The 20868-nt window shown below is 67.9% G+C and carries 16 protein-coding genes; 4 read left to right on the top strand and 12 right to left on the bottom strand.

The annotated features are described in order from the left end of the window. Together ACFVV5_RS11020 and ACFVV5_RS11025 are read right to left on the bottom strand one after the other, a co-directional pair. The gene (locus tag ACFVV5_RS11020; RefSeq protein WP_387243362.1) at positions 1-741 is read right to left on the bottom strand and encodes an ABC transporter ATP-binding protein; all 741 of its coding nucleotides are present in this window, start codon (positions 739-741) and stop codon (positions 1-3) included. Continuing rightward, the gene (locus ACFVV5_RS11025; protein WP_387243366.1) at positions 738-1556 is read right to left on the bottom strand and encodes an ABC transporter permease; all 819 of its coding nucleotides are present in this window, start codon (positions 1554-1556) and stop codon (positions 738-740) included. Before ACFVV5_RS11025 ends, ACFVV5_RS11020 begins: the two co-directional genes overlap by 4 nt. Before the next feature lie 104 nt (positions 1557-1660). On the opposite strand from ACFVV5_RS11025, the gene ACFVV5_RS11030 reads away from it, so the two are divergent. Beyond that, the gene (locus ACFVV5_RS11030) at positions 1661-3016 is read left to right on the top strand and encodes a glycosyltransferase family 4 protein (protein ID WP_387243368.1); all 1356 of its coding nucleotides are present in this window, start codon (positions 1661-1663) and stop codon (positions 3014-3016) included. After that, positions 3013-4437 carry a glycosyltransferase family 2 protein gene (locus ACFVV5_RS11035; protein WP_387243371.1) on the top strand — a complete coding sequence of 475 codons (1425 nt, stop codon included), beginning with the start codon at positions 3013-3015 and terminating at the stop codon, positions 4435-4437. Before ACFVV5_RS11030 ends, ACFVV5_RS11035 begins: the two co-directional genes overlap by 4 nt. A 30-nt stretch (positions 4438-4467) precedes the next feature. On the opposite strand, the gene ACFVV5_RS11040 is transcribed toward ACFVV5_RS11035, so the two are convergent. The 3 genes from ACFVV5_RS11040 to ACFVV5_RS11050 are packed head-to-tail and all read right to left on the bottom strand — an operon-like array spanning position 4468 to position 8337. Beyond that, positions 4468-4782 carry a hypothetical protein gene (locus tag ACFVV5_RS11040; protein WP_387243374.1) on the bottom strand — a complete coding sequence of 105 codons (315 nt, stop codon included), beginning with the start codon at positions 4780-4782 and terminating at the stop codon, positions 4468-4470. A 17-nt stretch (positions 4783-4799) separates the two neighbouring features. Beyond that, complete coding sequence (locus tag ACFVV5_RS11045; RefSeq protein ID WP_387243376.1) at positions 4800-7991, bottom strand: glycosyltransferase; 3192 nt, start codon at positions 7989-7991, stop codon at positions 4800-4802. Further along, the gene (locus ACFVV5_RS11050) at positions 7984-8337 is read right to left on the bottom strand and encodes a hypothetical protein (RefSeq protein WP_387243379.1); all 354 of its coding nucleotides are present in this window, start codon (positions 8335-8337) and stop codon (positions 7984-7986) included. The genes ACFVV5_RS11045 and ACFVV5_RS11050 overlap by 8 nt, the downstream gene beginning before the upstream one ends. Before the next feature lie 203 nt (positions 8338-8540). Between ACFVV5_RS11050 and ACFVV5_RS11055 the strand changes: the two genes are divergently transcribed. Then, on the top strand, positions 8541-10646 hold the full coding sequence (locus tag ACFVV5_RS11055; protein ID WP_387243382.1) for an acyltransferase family protein: 2106 nt from the start codon (positions 8541-8543) through the stop codon (positions 10644-10646). A gap of 50 nt (positions 10647-10696) precedes the next feature. On the opposite strand, the gene purH is transcribed toward ACFVV5_RS11055, so the two are convergent. The 7 genes from purH to sucC form a co-directional block, all read right to left on the bottom strand. Beyond that, positions 10697-12277 carry a bifunctional phosphoribosylaminoimidazolecarboxamide formyltransferase/IMP cyclohydrolase gene (gene purH / locus ACFVV5_RS11060; RefSeq protein WP_387243385.1) on the bottom strand — a complete coding sequence of 527 codons (1581 nt, stop codon included), beginning with the start codon at positions 12275-12277 and terminating at the stop codon, positions 10697-10699. After that, positions 12274-12867: a phosphoribosylglycinamide formyltransferase gene (purN, locus tag ACFVV5_RS11065; RefSeq protein ID WP_387243388.1), complete on the bottom strand. Its 594-nt coding sequence runs from the start codon at positions 12865-12867 to the stop codon at positions 12274-12276. Before purN ends, purH begins: the two co-directional genes overlap by 4 nt. 30 nt (positions 12868-12897) lie before the next feature. After that, a complete protein-coding gene (locus ACFVV5_RS11070) occupies positions 12898-14220 on the bottom strand; it encodes a threonine/serine exporter ThrE family protein (protein ID WP_387243391.1) in 1323 nt (440 codons plus the stop codon). Further along, positions 14217-15449, bottom strand: a complete 1233-nt coding sequence (locus ACFVV5_RS11075) for a DUF6350 family protein (protein ID WP_387243394.1) — start codon at positions 15447-15449, stop codon at positions 14217-14219. Before ACFVV5_RS11075 ends, ACFVV5_RS11070 begins: the two co-directional genes overlap by 4 nt. 56 nt (positions 15450-15505) lie before the next feature. After that, the gene (locus tag ACFVV5_RS11080; RefSeq protein WP_387243397.1) at positions 15506-16909 is read right to left on the bottom strand and encodes a hypothetical protein; all 1404 of its coding nucleotides are present in this window, start codon (positions 16907-16909) and stop codon (positions 15506-15508) included. 116 nt (positions 16910-17025) lie between these two features. Next, positions 17026-17913, bottom strand: a complete 888-nt coding sequence (gene sucD, locus ACFVV5_RS11085) for a succinate--CoA ligase subunit alpha (RefSeq protein ID WP_387243400.1) — start codon at positions 17911-17913, stop codon at positions 17026-17028. A 16-nt stretch (positions 17914-17929) separates the two neighbouring features. Further along, positions 17930-19093: an ADP-forming succinate--CoA ligase subunit beta gene (sucC, locus tag ACFVV5_RS11090; protein WP_387243403.1), complete on the bottom strand. Its 1164-nt coding sequence runs from the start codon at positions 19091-19093 to the stop codon at positions 17930-17932. A 250-nt stretch (positions 19094-19343) separates the two neighbouring features. Between sucC and ACFVV5_RS11095 the strand changes: the two genes are divergently transcribed. Next, positions 19344-20807: a hypothetical protein gene (locus ACFVV5_RS11095; protein ID WP_387243406.1), complete on the top strand. Its 1464-nt coding sequence runs from the start codon at positions 19344-19346 to the stop codon at positions 20805-20807. Positions 20808-20868: the final 61 nt, after the last annotated feature.

The following is a 20868-nucleotide window of genomic DNA, read 5'->3' on the forward strand; positions in this document are numbered from 1 at the left end:
TCAGCGACCGTCTTTCAGCGCCCGCTCGTACGAGGCGATGACCGTGTCGGCGTCTCCGACCTTGCGCAGCTGCCCCTTGTCGAGCCAGGCCGCGGAATCGCACATGTCCTTGAGGTTCCTCATGGAATGCGTGACCAGGATGACCGTGCGTCCGTCCTCTTTGAAGTCGCGGAACTTCTGCGCGCATTTCTCCCGGAACTCCGCGTCGCCGACTGCGAGCACCTCGTCGACGACCAGGATGTCGGGCTCGACGTTGATCGCCACCGCGAAGCCGAGGCGTACGTACATGCCCGACGAGTAGTTCTTCACCGGCTGGTCGATGAACTTCTCGATACCGGAGAAGTCCACGATCTCGTCGAACTTCCGGGAGATGTCCTTGCGGCTCATCCCGAGGATCGACCCGTTCAGAAACACGTTCTCGCGGCCGGAGAGCTCCGGATGAAACCCGCTGCCGAGCTCGAGCAGCGACGCCATCTTGCCGTTCGCCCGGAAACCGCCCTTGTCGGGGTACAGGATGCGGGAGAGGCACTTGAGCAGCGTCGACTTGCCCGAGCCATTGCGCCCGACCAGTCCGAACGTCGTGCCCGTCGGGACTTCGAACGAGATGTCCCGTAGCGCCCAGAAGTCTTCGTACACGGACTTGCGGCCCCGCAGCAGTGCGGTCTTGAGCGCGTTGTTCCGCTCGCGGTACAGGCGGTACTTGAGTGAGAGATGATCGACCGAAACAGCGACGTCGTTCATAGCAGGACCGCCAATCTGCGTTCGTTCCTGGTGAAGACGACAAAGCCGATGGCGAAGACGACGATCGCCCAGCCGAAGCACCAGAGGGTGTCGTCGATGGCGGGCCACCGGTTGTCGTAGAGGAGGTTGCGGAATACCGAGACGAACCGCTCCATCGGGTTCAGCCGGTACACCGTGAGCACCCAGGGCCCGACCTTGTCCGCGGCCGACTCGACAAGTGTGATCGGGTAGATGATCGGTGTGAAGTACATCCACATCTGGAGCGCGATCGTCGTGAAGTGCTGGGTGTCGCGGAAGTGCACTGTGAGGATGGACAACGCCATCGCCAGCCCCGTGGCGAACAGGGCCAGGAGCACCATGAACACCAGCACCAGCGGGATCCACGGAAGCACCCACGCCCCGAAGAGCATCAGGATGACGATGAGCAGGCCCATCTCGTTGAGCCAGGTGAACCCGGTCGACCCGGTCACGGAGAGCGGAAGGGCGAGGCGGGGGAAGTAGACCTTCTTGATCAGCGACGCGTTGGATGTGATCGACTGCAGGCCGTGGTTCACGACCCGGCTGAAGAAGGTCCACGGGAGGAGTCCGCACATCAGCCAGAGGGGGTAGATGTCCAGACCGCTCGGGTCTCCGACCGCCGGGTTGGCCTGCAGGATCAGCGAGAACACCACCGTGTACACGAGCATGGTGGCGAGCGGGTTGATCAGCGACCACAGCTGACCGAAGAAGGTACGACGATACTTGCCCTTCACCTCGCGCATCACGAGATTGGCCAGGAGCTCGCGGGAGGCCCAGAGCTCTCTCAGACTGTTCACGTTCATGCTTTCGGATTGGGGAGACCAGTGCGCGCTGAGGCGCGACTTTCTACCTTATAGCGTGTGCGCTGTGAATGCTTTAAGCGCCGATAGTATTGGTCGACATGCTTGTCTACTTCGTCAATCACTCGACCGCCCCGATCAACCTCGGCGGCGCTGAGCGTTCGATGATGGCGCTCGTCGAAGACTGGTACGCATCCGACCCCGAATTCGAAGCAGTGTTCATCACCAAGGCCCCCCGCGGCAAGTTCGTGGACGCGCTCGAGGAGCGCGGTTGGGCGTACCGATCGTTCCGATACCGGGGGTGGACGATCCCGAACGACACTCCCCCGCAGAGCGAGATCACCTTCTTCGCGAACGACGACTACCGGTCCACCCTCGAGATCATCGAGATGATGGAGCAGCGCCGCCCTGACCTCGTCGTGACCAACACACTCGTCGCTCCGTGGGCGGCCTTCGCCGCTGCCGTCGTCGGAGTGCCTCACGCCTGGTTCATCCGTGAGTTCGGCGACCTCGATCATGGCCTTGCATTCCAGATCGGCCGGGAGAACACCTTCCAGGACATCGCCCTCATGTCCCAGGCCGTCTTCACCAACTCGATCGCCCTGCGCGACCACATCGGCGCCTACATCGACGTGTCGGACGTTCAGGTCGTGTACCCCCGCATCGACGCGGCCGCCCAGAAAGTGCGAGCGACCGAGCCACCGGCCATCCGGCCGTTCGGCGACGGCATCGACCTCGCGGTCACTGTCGTCGGACGCCTGGCGGACTCCAAGGGACAGTGGCGCGTCATCGAGGCGCTCGGGATCCTGCGTGAGCGTGGTCTCCGCGTCGGCCTCTGCCTCGTCGGCGGCCAGGAGCGTCCGGACTACGACGTGTCCCTCACCCGCCGCGCTGCGCGGCTCGGGGTCGGCGATCAGGTCGTGATCACGGGTGAGCAGGCCAACCCCTTCCCCTTCATCGCCGCCGCCGACGTCTGCGTGACACCGTCCGGCATCGAGGCGTTCGGGCGCACGACGCTCGAATACATGCTGGCCGGCAAGGCGGTCGTGGCGTCCGAACTGGGCGGAAGCGCCGAGCTGGTCAGCGACGGAACGACCGGCTTCCTCTTCCACCCCGACGACACCACTGCTCTGGCCGACGCACTCGAACGCTACGCGCGGGATCCCGAGCTGCGCACCGCATACGCAACCGCTGCGGAGTCTCGCGCGCGTGAGCTCATCGACCACGAGTTCAGCAACGCCAATGCCATCGAGCGTCTGAAGCGCACGGCATCGGCCGAGCCGTACCGCCTCCCGAACATCGCCCGGTACTGGTTCTCGCTTCCGGGGCACTACTTCGCCACTGCAGGCCGCGGGCCGCGCATCACGCTCTCCTTCATCCGGACTCGGCTGCGGGGGCGGCTCGGCGCCGTCGTCAAACGCCCCCTCGCCGCACTGCGGCGCCGGATCGCACGGTGACGGCCGGCAAGAGTCGGGTGGCGCACGCCGTCACCATCGTTGTTCCGGTGTACGGCGACCTGCCATCCGTCCTCGAATGCGTCGACTCGATCATCGAGCACGTCGACCTGGCCACGCACCGCGTGCTGCTCATGAACGACAACGGCCCAGAGGCCGACGCGATCGAGGCCGCGTTGCTTGCACGGATCTCCGGACAGCCGAGCATCCGTCACCATCGCAATGAGCAGAATCTCGGCTTCGTCGGCAACTGCAATCGGGCGGTGCTCGAGATCGACCGCACGAGCAACGACATCCTCCTGCTCAACAGCGACACCCTTGTGACCCCCGGCTTCCTCGATGAGCTCTCCCGCATCCTCCATTCCTCGGATGCACACGGCGCGATCTGCCCGCGAAGCAACAACGCGACCGTCGCGAGCCTCCCCTTCGCCCTACGGGACCCGTCGCGGGGCCGGTCGATCACACGTACAGCGGCGGTCCACGCCGCACTCGCCGACGATCTCCCCCCGTTCAGCTACGCGCCGGTGGCGATGGGTTTCTGCATTCTGATTCGACGCGACCTCATCGAGCGCTTCGGTCTCTTCGACGAGATCTATGCGCCGGGCTACGGCGAGGAGAACGACTTCTGCTTGCGGATCGGACGGGCCGGCTACCGTTCCCTGATCGCCCATCGCGCCGTGGTCTTCCACCAGGGCGCGCGGAGTTTCCAGGGCGCCCGTCGCGAGGCGCTGCGCTCGGCGCACGAGAAGATCGTGGTCTCGCGCTACCCGGAGTACACGAAGGCCGTCCAGAAGTACATCTACGTGGATCGAGACCCGGTGGACGTGTTCGCCGACGCACTCGTTCCAGCAGACGCCGTCTCGCGGCTGTTGATCGATCTCGGCGCAGACGGCATGGGCTCGGAAAGTCGGGCAGCCGACCCGGACCCCGAGCAGATCGGCCGGCTGGTCGCCCAGCTCGGTGCACGCGATGGCGTGGCGCTGACCGTGTCGGTCCCGGCCAAGCGGATGAGAGAGACGAAGCGCCGGTTCTCCGGCACCCGCATCGTCGCGCGCGAGCACCTCAACGGAGTCTGGGATGCCGGCATGGGAGCCGGCGTCGCTGACAGCCATCAGCGCGCCATGCTGAACCGCACCTGCCTGCGGATCCTGGTGCAGAGCGACCGGACGCACATTCCGGGGGCGATGGTGGTCGCACTCGATCCGGATTCGATGGTGACGGCCGCACGCACGCCGAGCAACCTTGAGGCGCTGCGCGCGCGGTGGGCCTCGATCACGGCGGAACCCGGCTACCTCAACGATGCCGGGGCGCCGCGCGAGGTGCTCGCGCGGCGCCTGATCCGACGGGCCGAGCAGATTGCGCCCCGATTCGTCGGCCACGCCAAGGGTGCCGTGCGTCGACTCGTCGGGCGTACGCCGCAGTAGACGTCCTCGCCTCGGCTGCTCGACTGCGCGCTACTCGGCGTCGGTCGTGGTGGCGTCGCCCGCCGTGTCCTCGGAGGCCGTCGCCTGCAGCAGCGTCAGCGTCTGGTCGGCGCGGTTGTTGATCGCCCGGATGGTGCCGGCCATCGCGACGATCTTCGCGAGTTCGGTGTCGAGCTCTTCGAGCCTGCGGCCGATCTCCTCGAGCTTGTCCATGATCCCGATCTCGACCGTCCGTGACACGCGCGAGAGATCCTTCGCCTGCCGCTCCTGCTCGTCGATGATCGCGGCGAGGCTCGCCCGCTTCGTGCGTGCTCGAACCTCCACCACCGGCTTGTCTGCCGTCATATCCTGCCCGCCTTCCTTCATGCGTCCGCGGGGGTCCGTGTCGCGACGCGGCGCAACAGCGAAACCCACTCGGCGGTCGCTCCGCCGTTCACGATCGTGCGGTTGGCCCGCACGAATTCCTCGGCCGTGCGCGCCCTCTCCTGCGACGCCTGCCGATCGGATAATGCGGACACGATGGCAGCACGCCATGCATCCGTGTCATTGGAGACCAGGGTGAGCCCGACATCGGCGAGGCCCTCGTACGGGGCGACGGCCGACGCGATTGTCGGCAGGCCGAGCAGGGAGTACTCGAGGAACTTGAGATCGCTCTTGGCGGCGTTGAACCCGGTGTCCGCCAGTGGTGCCACACCGAGGTCCCACGCCGACGAGATCGAACGCAGCCAGGACACGAACCGGGGGTACTGGGTCGCTCCGCGGGGAATGGGGATCCGGTCGTACCATTCGTCATCGGTCGTCGTTACTCCGATGACCGAGAGGCGCACCGACCGTCCATCGGGCAGGGTGAGACCCTCGAACACGGGCCGCAGGAGTTCGAGATCCTCGCCATGGGTCGTACTGCCGATGTAGACCACGCTCGCGACCTTCGCGCGAGCGGCGGTCTCTTCGTCGGTCTCCTCGCGGGGCGCCCAGAGCTTGGAGTCCAGCTCGTTCTGCGTGATCGTGATCCGTGCCGCTTCCGTGCGCAGACGCTCAGCCAGTACCTCGGTGCTGACGATGACCTCGTCGGCGTCGGCGACGAGTCGTCCCAGCGCGTCGAGTGCGTCGCTGTCGTAGCCGTGCTCGATCAGCCTTTCGCGGGCGTGCGGTGACAGCAGGTCGTCATCCAGTTCGACGACGAGCGGGATGCCCTGCGTGCGGCGGTACTCCAGGAACTCCTCGACCATCTCGGCAGGAATGGCGTCGCGCTGCACGAGCATCGCATCGTAGGCCGTGCGGTCCGCGCCGGCCAGAAGGTCGGACACATTCACAGCGCGGAACCGGAGTCCGGCGGCCGCTGCCGCACGCATGCGGCGACGGAGACGGACGTGCGTCGATCCTGTGTGCAAGCCGGCCTCGCCGCGGACGATGTAGCCGACGGTCGGCCGCGCCAGGTTCTCGCGGGTGGCGTCGTAGAGCGACGCGTAGTCCTGAGCCATCGAGAGCCGCGAACGAATCGAACGACGCGGGACCGCGCGGTGGGTGAGTTCGCCCCGGCGGAGCTCTGCCGCCCGCTCGAGAATGTATGCTGCGGCGCTCTCCGGGCTGTCGATCGGGAAGAGTTCGCCGCCTCCGTGCTGCCGGATGCGATCGGCGACCGCGCCGCTGTCTGTCGCGACCACGGGGACGCCGAGTGCCCAGGCCTCGGTGAGCGTGTGCGAATAGGTCTCGGGCCAGATCGACAACAGTCCGATGAAGTCCGGGTCGATCTGATCGAGGAGCTCGCGCATCCCGGAGCGCGTGTACCGGCCATGGACGACGGTTTCGTCGCCGACGAAGTTCGAGCCGTTCCCCATGATGTGCCACTCGACCAAGCCATCGGTGAGCTCGACCAGACGCCGCACGTACGCGGTTCCCTTGTGGGGGTCCCAGGTCGCCGGAGCCGCGATCCTCAGCGGTCCTGGCCGTCGCTCACGCCCCTCGCGGAGCACGTCCCAGCTCATGCTGAGGTCGCGGCCGTGCTCGATGAGCGTGAGCTTCTCCGCCTGGGTCGGGTAATTCTCCGCGTAGATCCGCGCTGCGCTGGGCGTGGTCGCGATCACGGCCCGGCTCGCGTCGAGGACGGAATGCGCGCGACGCTTCCACTCGGTGATCCAGTTGTGCTTGAGGTCCGGGGCCCCGCGGGTGAACGGGGTCGGCAGAGTGCACGGCCCTTCGCCGGGGGTGCAGACGCCACCGCAGAACGTGTGGTTCTGGTCGAGGAGGTGCACGGACGGGCAGATGTAGTAGAAGTCGTGCGTCGACAGGATGAACGGCACGTTCATCAGCCGCGCGAGCTCGGGCACCGTGGTCAGCGGCTGATTGATCAGGTGGCGGATGTGGATGAGCTCGATCGCGTGCTTCATGATCACGTCGGCCACGAACGTCGCGTAGTCGGGCCGCCAGGTGTCCCGCAGGCTGAACGGCTCACGCGGACGCCACTCCGAGAGCACCACCGAGGACCCCCCGCGCCAACGCTCGAATCGCACGAGCCGATCGCTCACCACGAGGAGGTACGACTCCTGCACCTCGAGCAGGCCGTCCATGAGATCACGGTTGGTCTCCGACGTGCCGCCGCCTGAGGAGTGGATCACGTACATGATGCGTGGGCGGATGTCCGCGGTCAGCGCGTCCCGCTGGGCTGTCGCGAACTTCGAACGCAAGTCCGCCATGGGTTCCGAAGCCATCCACTGCCCGACGAGCGGGCGATACGACGGGTGGAGGGCATCCACGACCTCACGCGCTTGGGCGATGAGCTTCTGCCGTGACTCGCCGAAGGAGACTCCCTGCGCGTGGCGGACGAAGACGTTCGGAGCGACGAGGTTGTACATGCCGGCGCCGACAGCGCGCATGCACCAGTCGTTCTCCTCGCCGTACCCCCGCGGGAAGTTGGCGACATCGAACGACCCGACAGCGGCGATCGCGTCTCGCCGGAGATACATGCAGAATCCGTGACCGGTCGGCGCTTCGAGAGAGAGCGTATTGATCGCGTGGGAGACGGTGCGGGCGACGTCCGTCGTGCTGAGCTCGGCCGGCCATTCGTTCGCCACGCCTGCCACGGGCATCGCCATCGCCCCGGCGTTGTCGGAGACGGCGGAGACGGACGCGACATTGTTGAGGGAGTACGCGGTCCAGCGCAGACGCTCGATCCAGAGCGGCCCGACTTCGGTGTCGCTGTTGAGCAGAACGACGTCGGAGTCGCCTGCGAGTTCGATGGCCCGGTTGGCCGTGCGCGTATAGCCCAGGTTCCCGGGGTTGCGGATGACCTCGATCGGGTACGCCTCGGCGAGTTCGTCAAGAATCCTCGAGGTTGCCTCGTCATCCGAACCGTCATCGATCACGAGGATGCGACGGCCGTGCGTGTGGTTGACAACCGACCGGATGCAGTCCCGCACCGTCTCGCCGCCGTTGAAGACGGGAATCGCGATGACGACATCGGGCGCCGTCGCGAGACGGCCGAGCATCTCCGCGCTCTCGAAACCCTCGCGTGACCGGAACTCTCGGACGATCACATCGGTACGAGCCTCAACCACGCTTGGCGCCGCCCCCGCGCAGCCGACCCTTCAGCGCCTGATACGGGCGCTCGAGCGGCTCGAGTGAGGTCACCACAACACGCACGGCCCAGCGCTTCTCCAGCTCGCGCAAGCGTCGGAGTTCGCGGGTCTGGGCGAGCGCAGGCGACGCCTCAGCGCGCACCAGCAGCTCGGTGATCTGCTCGGCTCGCGCCTTCGCGGCCAGCCGATAGGACTCGGCCAACTCCTTCGCCTCGACGAGCTCGGCCCGTGCTGCAGCGAGCTGTTCGCGCAGTTCGCCCTCCTGAGCCGAGTACGCCGCAGCGTCGTCGTCGCGCGCCCGCTCGTCGGATGTGCCGTCCCGCACGGGCTCCTCCTCATGTGTTCTGAGGCACGCCGATCGCCCCCAAGAAAGTTGATGTCTGTTGATTATCTCAGGAAAATCGCCCGGTCATCGACACACCACCGGTCGGCACGGCGACCGGTGGCGACGGGGGCATGGGCCGTCCGGCTGATACGCTGACCGTCGCACGACCGGACGGTCGATATCAATGGACGACATGGAGAGCGATGCCGACCAGCACCGAGTCTCGATCCGGCGCTCGGACCACGACAGCAAGCCGGGTCTTTCCGGAGATTCAGGCACTGCGCACCATCGCGGTCGCCGGTGTGGTCATCTATCACCTGTTCCCCGGCGTCCTTCGCGGCGGTTACGCCGGTGTGGATGTGTTCTTCGTCATCTCCGGATTCCTGATCACGACCCACCTCCTCCGCGAGCTCGACGCGACCGGACGTATCCGGTTCGGTGCCTTCTACGCGCGCCGAGCCCGCCGTCTGCTGCCGGCCGCCTTCCTCGTACTGGCCGTGACGGCGGTACTGACGTTCGTGCTGCTGCCGGATCGATTCTGGTCCCAGGTCCTCCAGGAGATCGGCGCTTCGGCGCTCTACGTAGAAAACTGGCTGCTCGCTGCGAACTCGGTCGACTACCTCGCACAGAACATCGACATCGCCAGCCCCACGCAGCACTACTGGTCGCTCTCGGTCGAGGAGCAGTTCTACCTGATCTGGCCTGTCCTGCTCCTTGTGGGCTGGTGGCTGTCGACGAAGTTCTGGCCTCAGCACAGACGGACTGTACTCGCGATCGTGCTCGGCCTCGTCCTCGTCGGGTCCTTGGGGACGAGCATCGTCCAGACTGCGTGGAATCCGGGTCCCGCGTACTTCACGACCCAGACGCGCGCCTGGGAGTTCGCCGCCGGAGGACTGCTCGGACTTTTCCTGGTACGGTCCACCCGTTTCGCGATCGGCAGATCGATCCTCTCCTGGTTGGGTCTGGCTGCAATCGCGCTGACGTTCCTTGCGTACACCGGCGCCACACCGTTCCCTGGCTGGGCGGCTCTGCTGCCGGTCCTGGGCACCGTCGCCGTCATCGCGGCAGGAAATCCGCAGCCGAGGTGGTCGCCTCGTCCGCTCATGGGTCTGCGCCCGGTGCAATACGCCGGCGACATCTCCTACAGCCTCTACCTCTGGCACTGGCCGCTCGCCGTGTTCGCCATCGCGCTGCTCGGCACTCCGGGAGCGGTCGGGCATCTGGCGGTCGCTGTCCTGTCCGTCGTCCTTGCCGCTCTCACCAAGCGCTACGTCGAGGACCCCGCCCGGTCGGCAACGTGGCTGACGACGCGACGCCCGCGGTTCACCCTCCTCCTGACGGCCGTCGCCATGGCGGTCACGCTCACGGTCGTCACCACCGGATCCACCCTGATCACCAATCGGATCGCCGACGACCGACAGGCGGCACTAGCCCTGCTTGCGGAAGACGGGTCGTGCCTCGGCGCCGCGGTGCTCGGCAACCCGGCCTGCGCCGACGTGAAACTACCCGGCTCCCTCGTACCCGGCGTGGACGCCGCCCCGACAGACGACGTCAACTCGATCGACTGCTGGAGCCGCGACGGTGACGACCGGCTCAAAGTCTGCTCGGAGGGACCCGCAAAGGGAGCCGCGCTCAGCGTGGCCCTGGTCGGGGACTCTCACAGCAACCAGTACCTCGCTGCGCTCAAGGCACTCGCGGCGAAGAACCGGTGGCACTTCGACGTGTATGGCAAGACCGGCTGCATCTGGAGCACAGCCGTGCAGGAGAACACGCCCGCCTGGGTCCAGAGCTGCGAGAGCTGGAAGCAGAAGCTCGAACACCGCCTCACGACGATCAAACCCTACGATGTGGTCATCACCAGCTATTCCGCGACGTCGCACATCGTCGCCGCGTCAGGCAGATCGATGAAAGACACCGTGATCGACGGGTTTGTGGCCGTCTGGAAGCCGGTCGCGGATCGCGGCACTCGGATCGTGGCGATCAAGGACAACCCCCGCCCGCGGGTCGACTACCTGAAGTGCATCGACGAGCATCAGTCAACGGCAGCAACCGCTTGCGCCAACGACGAAGACACCGCATTCCACTATTTCGACGGCCAGCCGCAGGCGGTATCTCGCGTGCCGGGCGCCTCGTTGCTCGATCTCTCGCGCTACTTCTGTCGCGAGCGCTCGTGCGCGCCCGTCATCGGCGACGTGATCGTCTACCGCGACGCGAACCACGTGACGTCCAGCTACACCCGGACCCTGGCGCCGTACGTCCGTGAGGGCGTGCTCTCGCTGACCGGCCTCAAGGAGAAGCCGGCCGCCTGAGGTCAGGCGGCCGGCTCTCGGCCTGAATCACGTGCCCACCGGCACGCGACTCAGTGGAAGAAGTGCCGCTCCCCCGTGAAGTACATCGTCACGCCGGCGGCCTGCGCGGCCTCGATGACCTCGTCGTCGCGGATCGAGCCGCCCGGCTGCACGATGGCGCGCACGCCGGCGGCGAGGAGGATCTCGGGGCCGTCCGCGAACGGGAAGAACGCGTCGGAGGCGGCGACCGATCCGGCGGCGCGGTCGCCCGCGCGCTCGACGGCGAGATTGCACGAGTCCACCCGGTTCACCTGGCCCATGCCGACCCCGACGGAGGCGCCGTCGTGGGCCAGCAGGATCGCGTTCGACTTGACCGCGCGGCAGGCCTTCCACGCGAACTCGAGGTCGGCACGCGTCGCGGCGTCGGCCGCCTCGCCGGACACGAGGGTCCAGCCGGCCGAGCTGAACTCGTCGAAGCGGTCCGCGTCCTGCACGAGCACGCCGCCCGAGAGCTGGCGGAACTCCGTGCGCGACCGCCCGTAGTTCTCGGGAAGCTGCAGGATGCGCAGGTTCTTCTTGGTCTGCAGCAGCTCGAGCGCCTCGGGCTCGTAGGCGGGCGCGATGAGCACCTCCGTGAAGATGCCCTTCACGGTCTCCGCCATCGCGAGGGTCACGATGCGGTTGGCCGCGATCACGCCGCCGTACGCCGACACCGGGTCGCAGGCGTGGGCCTTCTGGTGGGCGACGGCGATGTCGTCGTCCACGGCGATGCCGCACGGGTTCGCATGCTTGATGATGGCGACCGCGGGCTCGCTGAAGTCGAAGGCGCTTCGGAGCGCAGCATCCGCGTCGACGAAGTTGTTGTACGACATCTCCTTGCCGCCCAGCTGGGTGGCCTGGGCGATGCCGTGGCCCGCCGGGTCGACGTAGAGCGCGGCCGCCTGGTGCGAGTTCTCGCCGTAGCGGAGGGTCTGCTTCAGCTCGGCCTGCACGGCGAAGTGCTCCGCGAAGTCGTCGGTCGAGGGCGCGTCGCCGGCGAACCAGGCCGCGACGGCTCCGTCATAGGAGGCGGTGTGGGCGAACGCCGCGGCGGCGAGCGCGCGGCGCTGCTCGAACGACGTGCCTCCGGCGGCCAGCGCGTCGAGGATCAGCCCGTAGTTCGACGGCGAGACCACGATCGCGACGTTCGCGTGGTTCTTGGCCGACGCCCGCACCATCGCCGGGCCGCCGATGTCGATCTGCTCGACCACATCGTTGCCGACGGCGCCGGATGCGACGGTCTCGATGAACGGGTAGAGGTTGACCACCACGAGCTCGAACGGCTTGATCTCGAGGTCTTTCAGCTGCTCCTCGTGCGACTCGAGACGCAGGTCGGCCAGCAGTCCGGAGTGGATCGCCGGGTGCAGGGTCTTCACGCGGCCGTCGAGCGACTCGGGGAAACCGGTGACACTCGCCACGTCGGTGACCTCGTAGCCGGCCTCGCGGATGGTGGACGCGGTGGTTCCGGTGGACACGATCTCGACGCCCGACTCCGCGAGCGCCTTCGCGAGGTCGAGCAGTCCGGTCTTGTCGCTGACCGAGATCAGTGCGCGGCGGATGGGAACGATGTCCCGTTCGCGGTAGAGGCTGGCGTCGTGGCGGGGTCCACTCATACTCTGGCGAGCTCCTTGAGGTCGATGTGTCCGTTGGCGATGTCGAGCACGGCGTCGATGAGCAGCCGTCGCTCCACAGGTTTGATGCGCTCATGGAGCGCGGCTTCGGTGTCACCCGGATGCACGTCCACGCGCTCCTGGCTGATGATGGGGCCGGCATCCACGCCGTTGTCGACCACGATGAGGCTGGCCCCGGTCTGCGTGACACCGGCCGCGAGGGCATCCCGGACCCCGTGTGCACCGGGGAACTCGGGAAGGTAGGCGGGGTGCGTGTTGATCAGGTGCGGCGAGAACGCGTCGACCACGCGCGGCGGGACGAGGCGCATGAAGCCGGAGAGGATGACGAGGTCGGGCTGCCACTGCGCGATCTGCTCGAGCAGGGCATCCCCCCACGCCTCGCGATCGTCGAACGACGAGAACGGAACCGTGAACGACGGGATGCCGAACTCTTCGGCGTGGGCGAGACCGTCGGCGTCACGATCGGCGCCGACGGCGACCACGCGCGCCGGGAACTCTGCGTCTTCCGACGCTTCGAGGAGGGCACGCAGGTTCGACCCGCCGCCGGAGATCAGCACGACAATCGAGAGCACGCCACCAGCCTAGCGGGCAGGTAACCGGCCTCAGACCAGCCGCAGACCCCAGCGGGCGGGGGCGACCCGGAAGATCTGCCGGAACAGCGCGGTGCCCGAAAGCACCCCGAGCGCGATCGCGACGATGGAGCCGACGAGGGCGGTGAGGCTGGAGGCGTCGACGTTGCTTCCCGTGACACTCTGCGTCAGGCTGATGAGGCCGGTGGCGCCGGGAACGAGCAGCCAGAAGGCGGGCAGGAAGCAGACGACCGCCGGCGGTGCTCCGGGGATCGACTGGACGAGGTAGGCCACCAACGTGAGCGCCAACGCGCCGAAGAACCCGCTGAACGCGCTGCCCAGGAGCACCGCGCCCACCAGCTGGCTGCCGTAGCCGACGAGCAGCACGAGCGTGAGGAAGTAGAACGAGCGACGCGGCCCGCAGTAGTAGAAGAAGATCCCTAGCGAGAAGAGCAGCACCCCCGTCCAGGGCTGGAACGCGCCGAGCGCCGGGTGCGTCGTGAAGAGCGCGACGGAGGCGGGCACACCGGTGATGGTGAGGGCGGCGACGATTCCGAACGCGAGGAAGATCAGTTGTGCGATGCCCGAGACCAGCCGGCTCGACCCGGCGATGATGTCGCCGGCCGCGAGCTCCTGGATGCCCGTGGTGAGCGCCGCCCCGGGAAGCAGCGTGACCAGTGGGGGCACCAGCACCTGGAGCGGCTCCCCCACGAGCTGGACGTTGGCCGCCGCGAACACGACCAGGGCGAGCAGGAACGCGGAGGCGATCGGCAACAGGATCGCCGCATACGTGCCCGGCTTCACCAGGAGCTTCGCGAGCCCGACGAGCACGCCAAGGACGAATCCGTAGACCACGCTGAGCGGCTCGGCGCCCAGAAGCACGAGACCGACCCCGGCAGCGGCCAGCCCGTGTCCCAGAATGCGGACGACGAGGTTGAAGCGGGGCTTCGCCGCGAGGATGGCATCGATCGCCTCGATGCCCTGGCCGGCCGTCAGGTGACCGGCGGTCGCCTGATCGACGACGAAGTAGATGCGCGCTGCGCGATCGAACCGGACCTCGCCGCCGGACGACTCCGCGACCTCGAAGCGGGTGTCCTTCTCCTCGGGCATCCCCACGAAGATCAGGGCCGGGAAGACGATCAGCGCCGTGTTCGGCGAGCCCAGGGTGATCGCGACGCGTCTCAGCGTGCGCTGGATGTCGGTGGCGGCCGTTCCGACGGAGAGCAGAGCGCCTCCCAGCTTGACCAGGAACTCTTGGAGCTGAGCGGACGGGCTGTCGACCAGTGGACTCGCCTCGGTCGACCTGCGCGCGATCTCCAGCTTGGGAATCCGGAAGGGCAGGTGCCACGGGCTCATCGTCTCGCGCGCCCTCCTGCCATCAGACCGATGACTGCAGCCACAGCAACCTCCGCGGCTGCGAGCGAACCGACGAGCCACGGATTCGGCCCGACGTCGTGGAGCCGTCCCGGACCGATCGCCCCCGACGACCACCACGCGAGCAGACCGAGTTCGATGCCCGCAACAATACCGATGCCGAGCGCCGTCAGGAAGAGGGCGGACGCGCCGTGCTGGGCGCGAGCCGACTCGATGCGCGAGCGGAGCAGGGCGGCGGCGAGGAATCCCGCGACGATCGGCACGAGCACGCCGATCAGGCCGAACGCGTAGCCGCCCGCGGGGATGACGCCGAACAGCGGCAGTCCCGGGATCGGTCCGAGCTCGGTGCCGATGGGGCTGACCGAGGAGCCGGTGCCGATCGCGAATCCCGGTCCGATCATCCATGAGGCCAGCCAGATCACCACGTTCGGCAGCAGGGCGAGCTGGGCGATCGTGAGAGCGGCGCCGCCGAGCGCGCCCGCCTGGAGTTGTTCGTACAGGCCGATGATGGTGCCGAAGTTGCCGATGATGAGGATGGCGAGGATGAGCGCCGACCCGGCGATGACCAGGGCGGTCGCTGCCGTCCCCGCACGCACGGCGGCGCCCGCGATGGTCCGCGCGGTGACCGGCACCGCGTCGAGCAGGCTCCTGAACATCGCAGCGACCCGGCCGCGGTCGGCTGGTCGATCGTCGGCTGCCGGGGCTCTGTGCGCTGCGAAGACGATCCCGCTGACGATGCCGATCGCATACACCAGCGGCGGCAGCAGGATGCCCTGCCAGATCGACGGCTTCACCGGTTCGCTGACCGCGGTGAGCGTGATGACGGCGGAGAGCAGCCCGAAGGCGATGAGCGCGCTGACGGCCCCCGTCGAACGGAACGGCGTCTCGGATGCCCGCAGCCCGGTCCGCACGCCGAGTCCGGCGGTCAGCGCCGCGAAGCCGAGGGCGGCGATGGTGATCTGGAACGGCACCGTCGCGCCGGGAAGCCCGAGGGTGGCCCCGAGCTGTGCATCCAGAGCGACCGTGAGGTTGACGCCGTGCCCGACCAGCCAGATGTCGGCAGCAGTGCGCCAGAAGACGAACCAGTCGGCGGCGAGATGATATTGAGCCGCCCACAGCACGGTGAGCGGCACCAGGCTGATGCCGAGCCCGATCGCGACGACGATGACCGCCTCCAGTGCGGCGAGCAGGGCGACGGTTGTTCGATTCATGACCGAACGGAGCCTACCGGTCCGCGGTCACGGCGCGGCCCCGACACTTCGCGCGCTCAGGGTACGGTGACGACGGGCGTCTCGTCGTCGGCTGTCTCCGGAACGGTGATGACCGGTCGCTGGACGAGTTCCAGGATGACGATGACCAGAGCAGCGATCACGAGCGTCCACACGACGAGCCCCGTCGTCAGCGGTCTCACGAAGAGCACGACGGCTGCAGCGATGACGGCCACCGCTGCCCGCAGGAGCGCTCGCTGGGCGTAGATCCACTCCCCCACCCGGCCGGTCGTGATGCCATGGCGTTCGGCGGCCTCGCGCACCCAGGTGGTGCCGGCGCCGAAGAACCCACGGAGACGGCGCGACACGGCGAAGGGCCCGGAGTACCACGCCACCAGGGCGACCACGATCGCGAGCACCAGCACGGCGACCCCCGTGTCCCTCATCGCCGTCGTCACGGTGGCGTACACGGTCTGCGCGACCGGTGCCGGGATCAGCGACGGCGAGACCGAGGAGACGAAGACCAGATGCCCGATGCTGATCCCGCCGACGATCACGACCATCGAGATCGCCAGTGCGACCGCCGCCCAGACGAGAGCCAGGGCGCGTCGCCGGGCGACGAGCACTCCGGCCGCCAGGAAGAGGAGGGCGATCCAGGGAAGCCACGCGCCCGCGGCGACGGCGACCCCGTAGAAGAGCTGGAGGGTGGGCAGCGACGAGTTCTGTGCGATGGTGACGGTGCGGTCGACGGTCGGGATCTGCGACGCGAAGTCGAGGCCCTGCGCGATCAGCAGTTGCTTGACCCGGTCGATGATCGGGCCCAGCTGCACCCCGACCGACCCGTCGGATCCGACGGCGATGGCCGCCTTCGGATCGTTCTGCATGGTGGCGACGAGCTGTTGGTGACTGGCACGAAGCGCGGTCTGCCAGACGTCGGCGAAGGCGTCGGATTGCACGAAGTTGCCGACCGTCGAGTGCACGAGCGAGACGATCCCCTGCGCAGCGGGACCCTTCAGGGACTCCAGAGCCTTGGTGGCGACAGGACCCGTGCCGAGCGCGGTGATGCCGTCGATGACCTGGGACGTGATGGCGGGGATGTCGACGTTCTCCTGGATCACCTTGACCGTCTGGTCGGTGATGAAGGCCTGCACCCCCGGGTCCTTGGCGAGCTCGGAGTACGTGGCGACGAACGTGTTGGTGTCGGTGAGCTGCACCTTGGCCCAGGATGCGACGACCGCGACGGGCGCGAGGATCGCCCCGATCACGATGAGGACGACGGCGAGGAGGGTCCACCCCCAGCTGCGCTTGCGCTTGACCGGGGGTGCCGTGATCGTGCCTGCGTCGCCGCCGAGCGGCGGGACGGGCTCTGTCTGCGCATGCTCGAGGCTGTCGCGCAACGCTGCGTTGTCGCTCTCGAGCTGCGCGATCCGTGCGAGCAACTCCGCGCTGGTCTCCCGTGCCATGTCGACCCCGTTCCCTCGTAGTGCTCACTGTAGCGCCGCATCCGGATGCCGTCAGAAAGAATTCGGGCCCCGTGGATGACTCCACGGGGCCCGAAAGCTGTGCACTACGTCTGCGCTCAGAGCGCGGCGTACACCTCGCGCAGGAGCGCGGCGGTCTCGCTCGGGGTCTTGCCGACCTTGACGCCGGCGGCCTCGAGGGCCTCCTTCTTGGCCTGAGCGGTGCCGGCCGATCCGGAGACGATGGCCCCGGCGTGACCCATGGTCTTGCCCTCGGGAGCCGTGAAGCCGGCCACGTAGCCGACGACAGGCTTGGTCACGTTCGCCTTGATGTACTCGGCGGCCCGCTCCTCTGCGTCTCCGCCGATCTCGCCGATCATCACGATCGCCTTCGTTTCGGGGTCGGCCTCGAAGGCTGCGAGGGCGTCGATGTGCGTCGTTCCGATGATCGGGTCGCCGCCGATGCCGATGGCGGTCGAGAAGCCGAGGTCGCGGAGCTCGAACATCATCTGGTAGGTCAGCGTCCCCGACTTGGAGACGAGGCCGATCGGACCCTTGCCGGTGATGTTGGCCGGGGTGATGCCGACGAGCGACTCACCGGGGCTGATGATGCCGGGGCAGTTCGGCCCGATGATGCGGGTCGTGTTGCCCTTCTTCTGCGCGTAGTCCCAGAACTCGGCCGAGTCCTGCACCGGAACGCCCTCGGTGATGATGACGAGGAGCGGGATCTCGGCGTCGATGGCCTCGATCACGGCATCCTTCGTGAACGCGGGCGGGACGAACGCGATCGAGACGTCGGCGCCCGTCTTCTCGATGGCCTCGGCGACCGTGGCGAACACGGGCAGCTCGACGTCGCCGTGCGTGACGGTGGTGCCGGCCTTGCGGGCGTTGACGCCGCCCACGACCTGCGTGCCGGCCTTCAGCATGAGGGCGGTGTGCTTGGTGCCCTCACCGCCGGTGATGCCCTGCACGATGACCTTGGAATCCTTGTTGAGGAAGATAGACATTGTTGTTCTCGCGCCCTTACTTCGCAGCCAGTTCGGCGGCCTTGTCGGCGCCTTCGTCCATGGTGAGCGCCAGCGTCACCAGCGGGTGCGCGGCTTCGATGAGGATGCGGCGACCCTCTTCGACCCTGTTGCCGTCGAGTCGCACGACCAACGGCTTGTTGGCCTCGTCGCCCAGGATCTGCAGGGCCTTGACGATGCCGTTCGCGACCGCGTCGCAGGCGGTGATGCCTCCGAAGACGTTGACGAACACGCTCTCGACCTGCGGGTCGTTGAGGATGACGTCGAGCCCCGCGGCCATGACCTCGGCGGATGCTCCGCCACCGATGTCGAGGAAGTTGGCGGGCTTGACGCCCTTGTGCTTCTCACCGGCGTACGCGACCACGTCGAGCGTGCTCATGACGAGCCCGGCGCCGTTTCCGATGATGCCGACCTGTCCGTCGAGCTTCACGTAGTTCAGGTTGCTCGCCTTGGCCTTGGCCTCGAGCGGGTCGGCGGCGTCCTTGTCTTCGAGCGCCTCGTGGCCCGGGTGACGGAAGTCGGCGTTCTCGTCGAGCGTGACCTTGCCGTCGAGGGCGATGATGTCGCCTTCCTCAGTGAGCACGAGCGGGTTGACCTCGACGAGTGTCGCGTCCTCACCCTTGTAGACGTCGTACAGCTTGACGAAGACGGCTGCGACCTTCTCGATCAGCTCGTCGGGGAATCCGGCGGCCTTCGCGATCTCGGTGGCCTTCGCCGTGTCGATCCCGGCGATCGCGTCGACCTCGACGCGGGCGAGCGCCTCCGGCTTCTCGACCGCGAGCTGCTCGATCTCCATGCCGCCCTCGACGCTGGTCAGCGAGAGGTAGGTGCGGTTGGCCCGGTCGAGCAGCACCGAGAAGTAGAACTCCTGCGCGATGCGGGCGCCACCGGCGACCATCACACGGCGGACGACGTGTCCCTTGATGTCGAGGCCCAGGATGGCGCGAGCCGCTTCCTCCGCCTCGTCCGGGTTTTTCGCGACCTTGACGCCGCCGGCCTTTCCACGACCACCGGTCTTGACCTGCGCTTTGACGACGACGACTCCGCCGAGCTTCTCGGCGGCTGCGCGCACCTCCTCGGGAGTGTCCGCGACGATGCCCGGAAGCACCGGGACCCCGTACTGCTCAAACAGGTCTCTGGCCTGATACTCGTATAGATCCACGGTTATCCAATCCGCTGGTGCCGCGCGCGCTCGTGACGTACGCCTTTGTGGTTTTCTGGCGGTTTCCAACGCGAGATAGCTCGACGCCGAGATAATTTCGCCAGGGAGAACTCTAGCGCGTCCGGCTGAACGCCCGCGCACCGGCCGGTTGTCGCAGACCGCCCTCCTCCACAGCCCGCACGCGCCGGATGCTGTCCACAATTCGCGGATCCCCGCTCCTCCCGCGAGACGGTTCGACGACCGTGGAGCCATGACACAACGCATCACCACAACCGTCGCAGCGTTCGCGCTGTTCGCGTTCCTCGTCTTCATCTCGGTCGTGCACTCGGCGTCACGCGCCGACGCACTCTCGGCCGACGGGCACGGCCCCGGCTATCTCTCCAGCGACGGCTGGTGGCTGGGGTCGTACTCGCTCGACGACGGCTCCCAAGGGTTCTGCCTCCACGCCGGGCGCCCGAGTCCGGTCGGTCATGCGGCGGACTACGCCGAAGGCGCCGCTCTCGGCTGGTTCACACCGGAACAGGCCGCCCAGCTCGCCTACGTCTCCCGCACGTGGGCGGGCACGTCGGACCGCACCACGGCCGCAGCGGGCCAGCTCGCCACCTGGATCATCGCGGGACTCAACGGAAAATCACCGGAGTCGTACGCCTCGAGGGCGGGAGCCGACGCGCGAGCGGTGCTCGACCGGGCCCACGCAATGGTCGACGAGGCCGGGCGCCAGGCCTCACGTGCCGTGAGCGCGACGGCGACCGTCGAACTCTCCGAGGCCGGCCCGGGCCGCGTCCGCGTCGAACTCGCGGTCGACCGCCTGACCGGAACGATCATGCTCCCGCCGGAGAGCCACCGGGCGCGCGTCGAGCTCACCGGGGCGGTCTTCGAAGACGGCGCCGGGTCGGCCGTCGTGCCCAGCGGCATAGACGTCGCCATCACTCCGACCGGCACGGACCAGACGGTCTCCGTCACCGCCGAGGCCACCCTCGACGGACTGCCCTACGGCGATCGTCTTCGCGTAGCCGTGGCCAACGGCGACGCGCAGTCGCTCCTCGTCGCGATCCCCGCCACCGCCGAGGCGTCTGCCGCGGTCGAGGCGACCGGTGTCTCCCCGCTTCCCTTCCAGCCCGTGGTCAGCACCGTCACCAGCGCCGCCGAGGCGACTCCCGGCGCGACCATCACCGACAAGCTGACGGTCGCGGTCGACCCGGCCGACGGACTCCTCCCCACCTGGGCGGTGTGGTCGTCGCCTGAGGGGCTGAAGCCGGTCGAGGCCACCATCGAGAGCACTCTGCTCGGACCGTTCCCCGACTCCATCTCGCCCGCGCCGACGGCCCCGGACGGCGCCCCGGTGGTCTGCACGGTCGAGGTGGTCGTCGCCGGCCCCGGCGAGTACGAGACGCCCGGATGCTCGCTGCCGGGACCCGGCCACTACGTCTGGGTCGAGAGGATCGATCCCGCCCGCACGCCCGCCGACCACGGCGGTTCCCGGCTTCGACCGTGGCAGTCCTCGTTCGGAGTCGCCTCTGAGATCACCAGCGTGACCGCACCTGTCATCGCCCCTCCGTCCGCACCCCTGCCCGTCCTCGCCGCCACCGGCTCGGAGTACTCCGCGACGGCCTGGATCGGCGGCGGAGCCCTCACCGTAGGCGGGGCGATCGCACTTGCAGTCGCACTCGGCCGGCGCGCGACTGGGCGAGCGATCGACGGCGTCACCGAGTGATAAAGCGGCAGCCGGCGCCGGCACTCACGCCCGTGCGCGTCGCCTTCCCGCCACCTCGCAG

Source organism: Leifsonia sp. NPDC058248 (assembly GCF_042881905.1).
Taxonomy (GTDB): domain Bacteria; phylum Actinomycetota; class Actinomycetes; order Actinomycetales; family Microbacteriaceae; genus Leifsonia.

Excerpts from the sequence above, each read along its gene's own strand:
- ACFVV5_RS11030 (WP_387243368.1), top strand. The coding sequence starts at position 1,661 with ATGCTTGTCTACTTCGTCAATCACTCGACCGCCCCGATCAACCTCGGC.
- ACFVV5_RS11020 (WP_387243362.1), bottom strand. The coding sequence starts at position 741 with ATGAACGACGTCGCTGTTTCGGTCGATCATCTCTCACTCAAGTACCGC.
- ACFVV5_RS11070 (WP_387243391.1), bottom strand. The coding sequence starts at position 14,220 with ATGAGCCCGTGGCACCTGCCCTTCCGGATTCCCAAGCTGGAGATCGCG.
- ACFVV5_RS11095 (WP_387243406.1), top strand. The coding sequence starts at position 19,344 with ATGACACAACGCATCACCACAACCGTCGCAGCGTTCGCGCTGTTCGCG.
- ACFVV5_RS11040 (WP_387243374.1), bottom strand. The coding sequence starts at position 4,782 with ATGACGGCAGACAAGCCGGTGGTGGAGGTTCGAGCACGCACGAAGCGG.
- purH (WP_387243385.1), bottom strand. The coding sequence starts at position 12,277 with ATGAGTGGACCCCGCCACGACGCCAGCCTCTACCGCGAACGGGACATC.
- sucD (WP_387243400.1), bottom strand. The coding sequence starts at position 17,913 with ATGTCTATCTTCCTCAACAAGGATTCCAAGGTCATCGTGCAGGGCATC.
- ACFVV5_RS11075 (WP_387243394.1), bottom strand. The coding sequence starts at position 15,449 with ATGAATCGAACAACCGTCGCCCTGCTCGCCGCACTGGAGGCGGTCATC.
- ACFVV5_RS11080 (WP_387243397.1), bottom strand. The coding sequence starts at position 16,909 with ATGGCACGGGAGACCAGCGCGGAGTTGCTCGCACGGATCGCGCAGCTC.
- ACFVV5_RS11055 (WP_387243382.1), top strand. The coding sequence starts at position 8,541 with ATGCCGACCAGCACCGAGTCTCGATCCGGCGCTCGGACCACGACAGCA.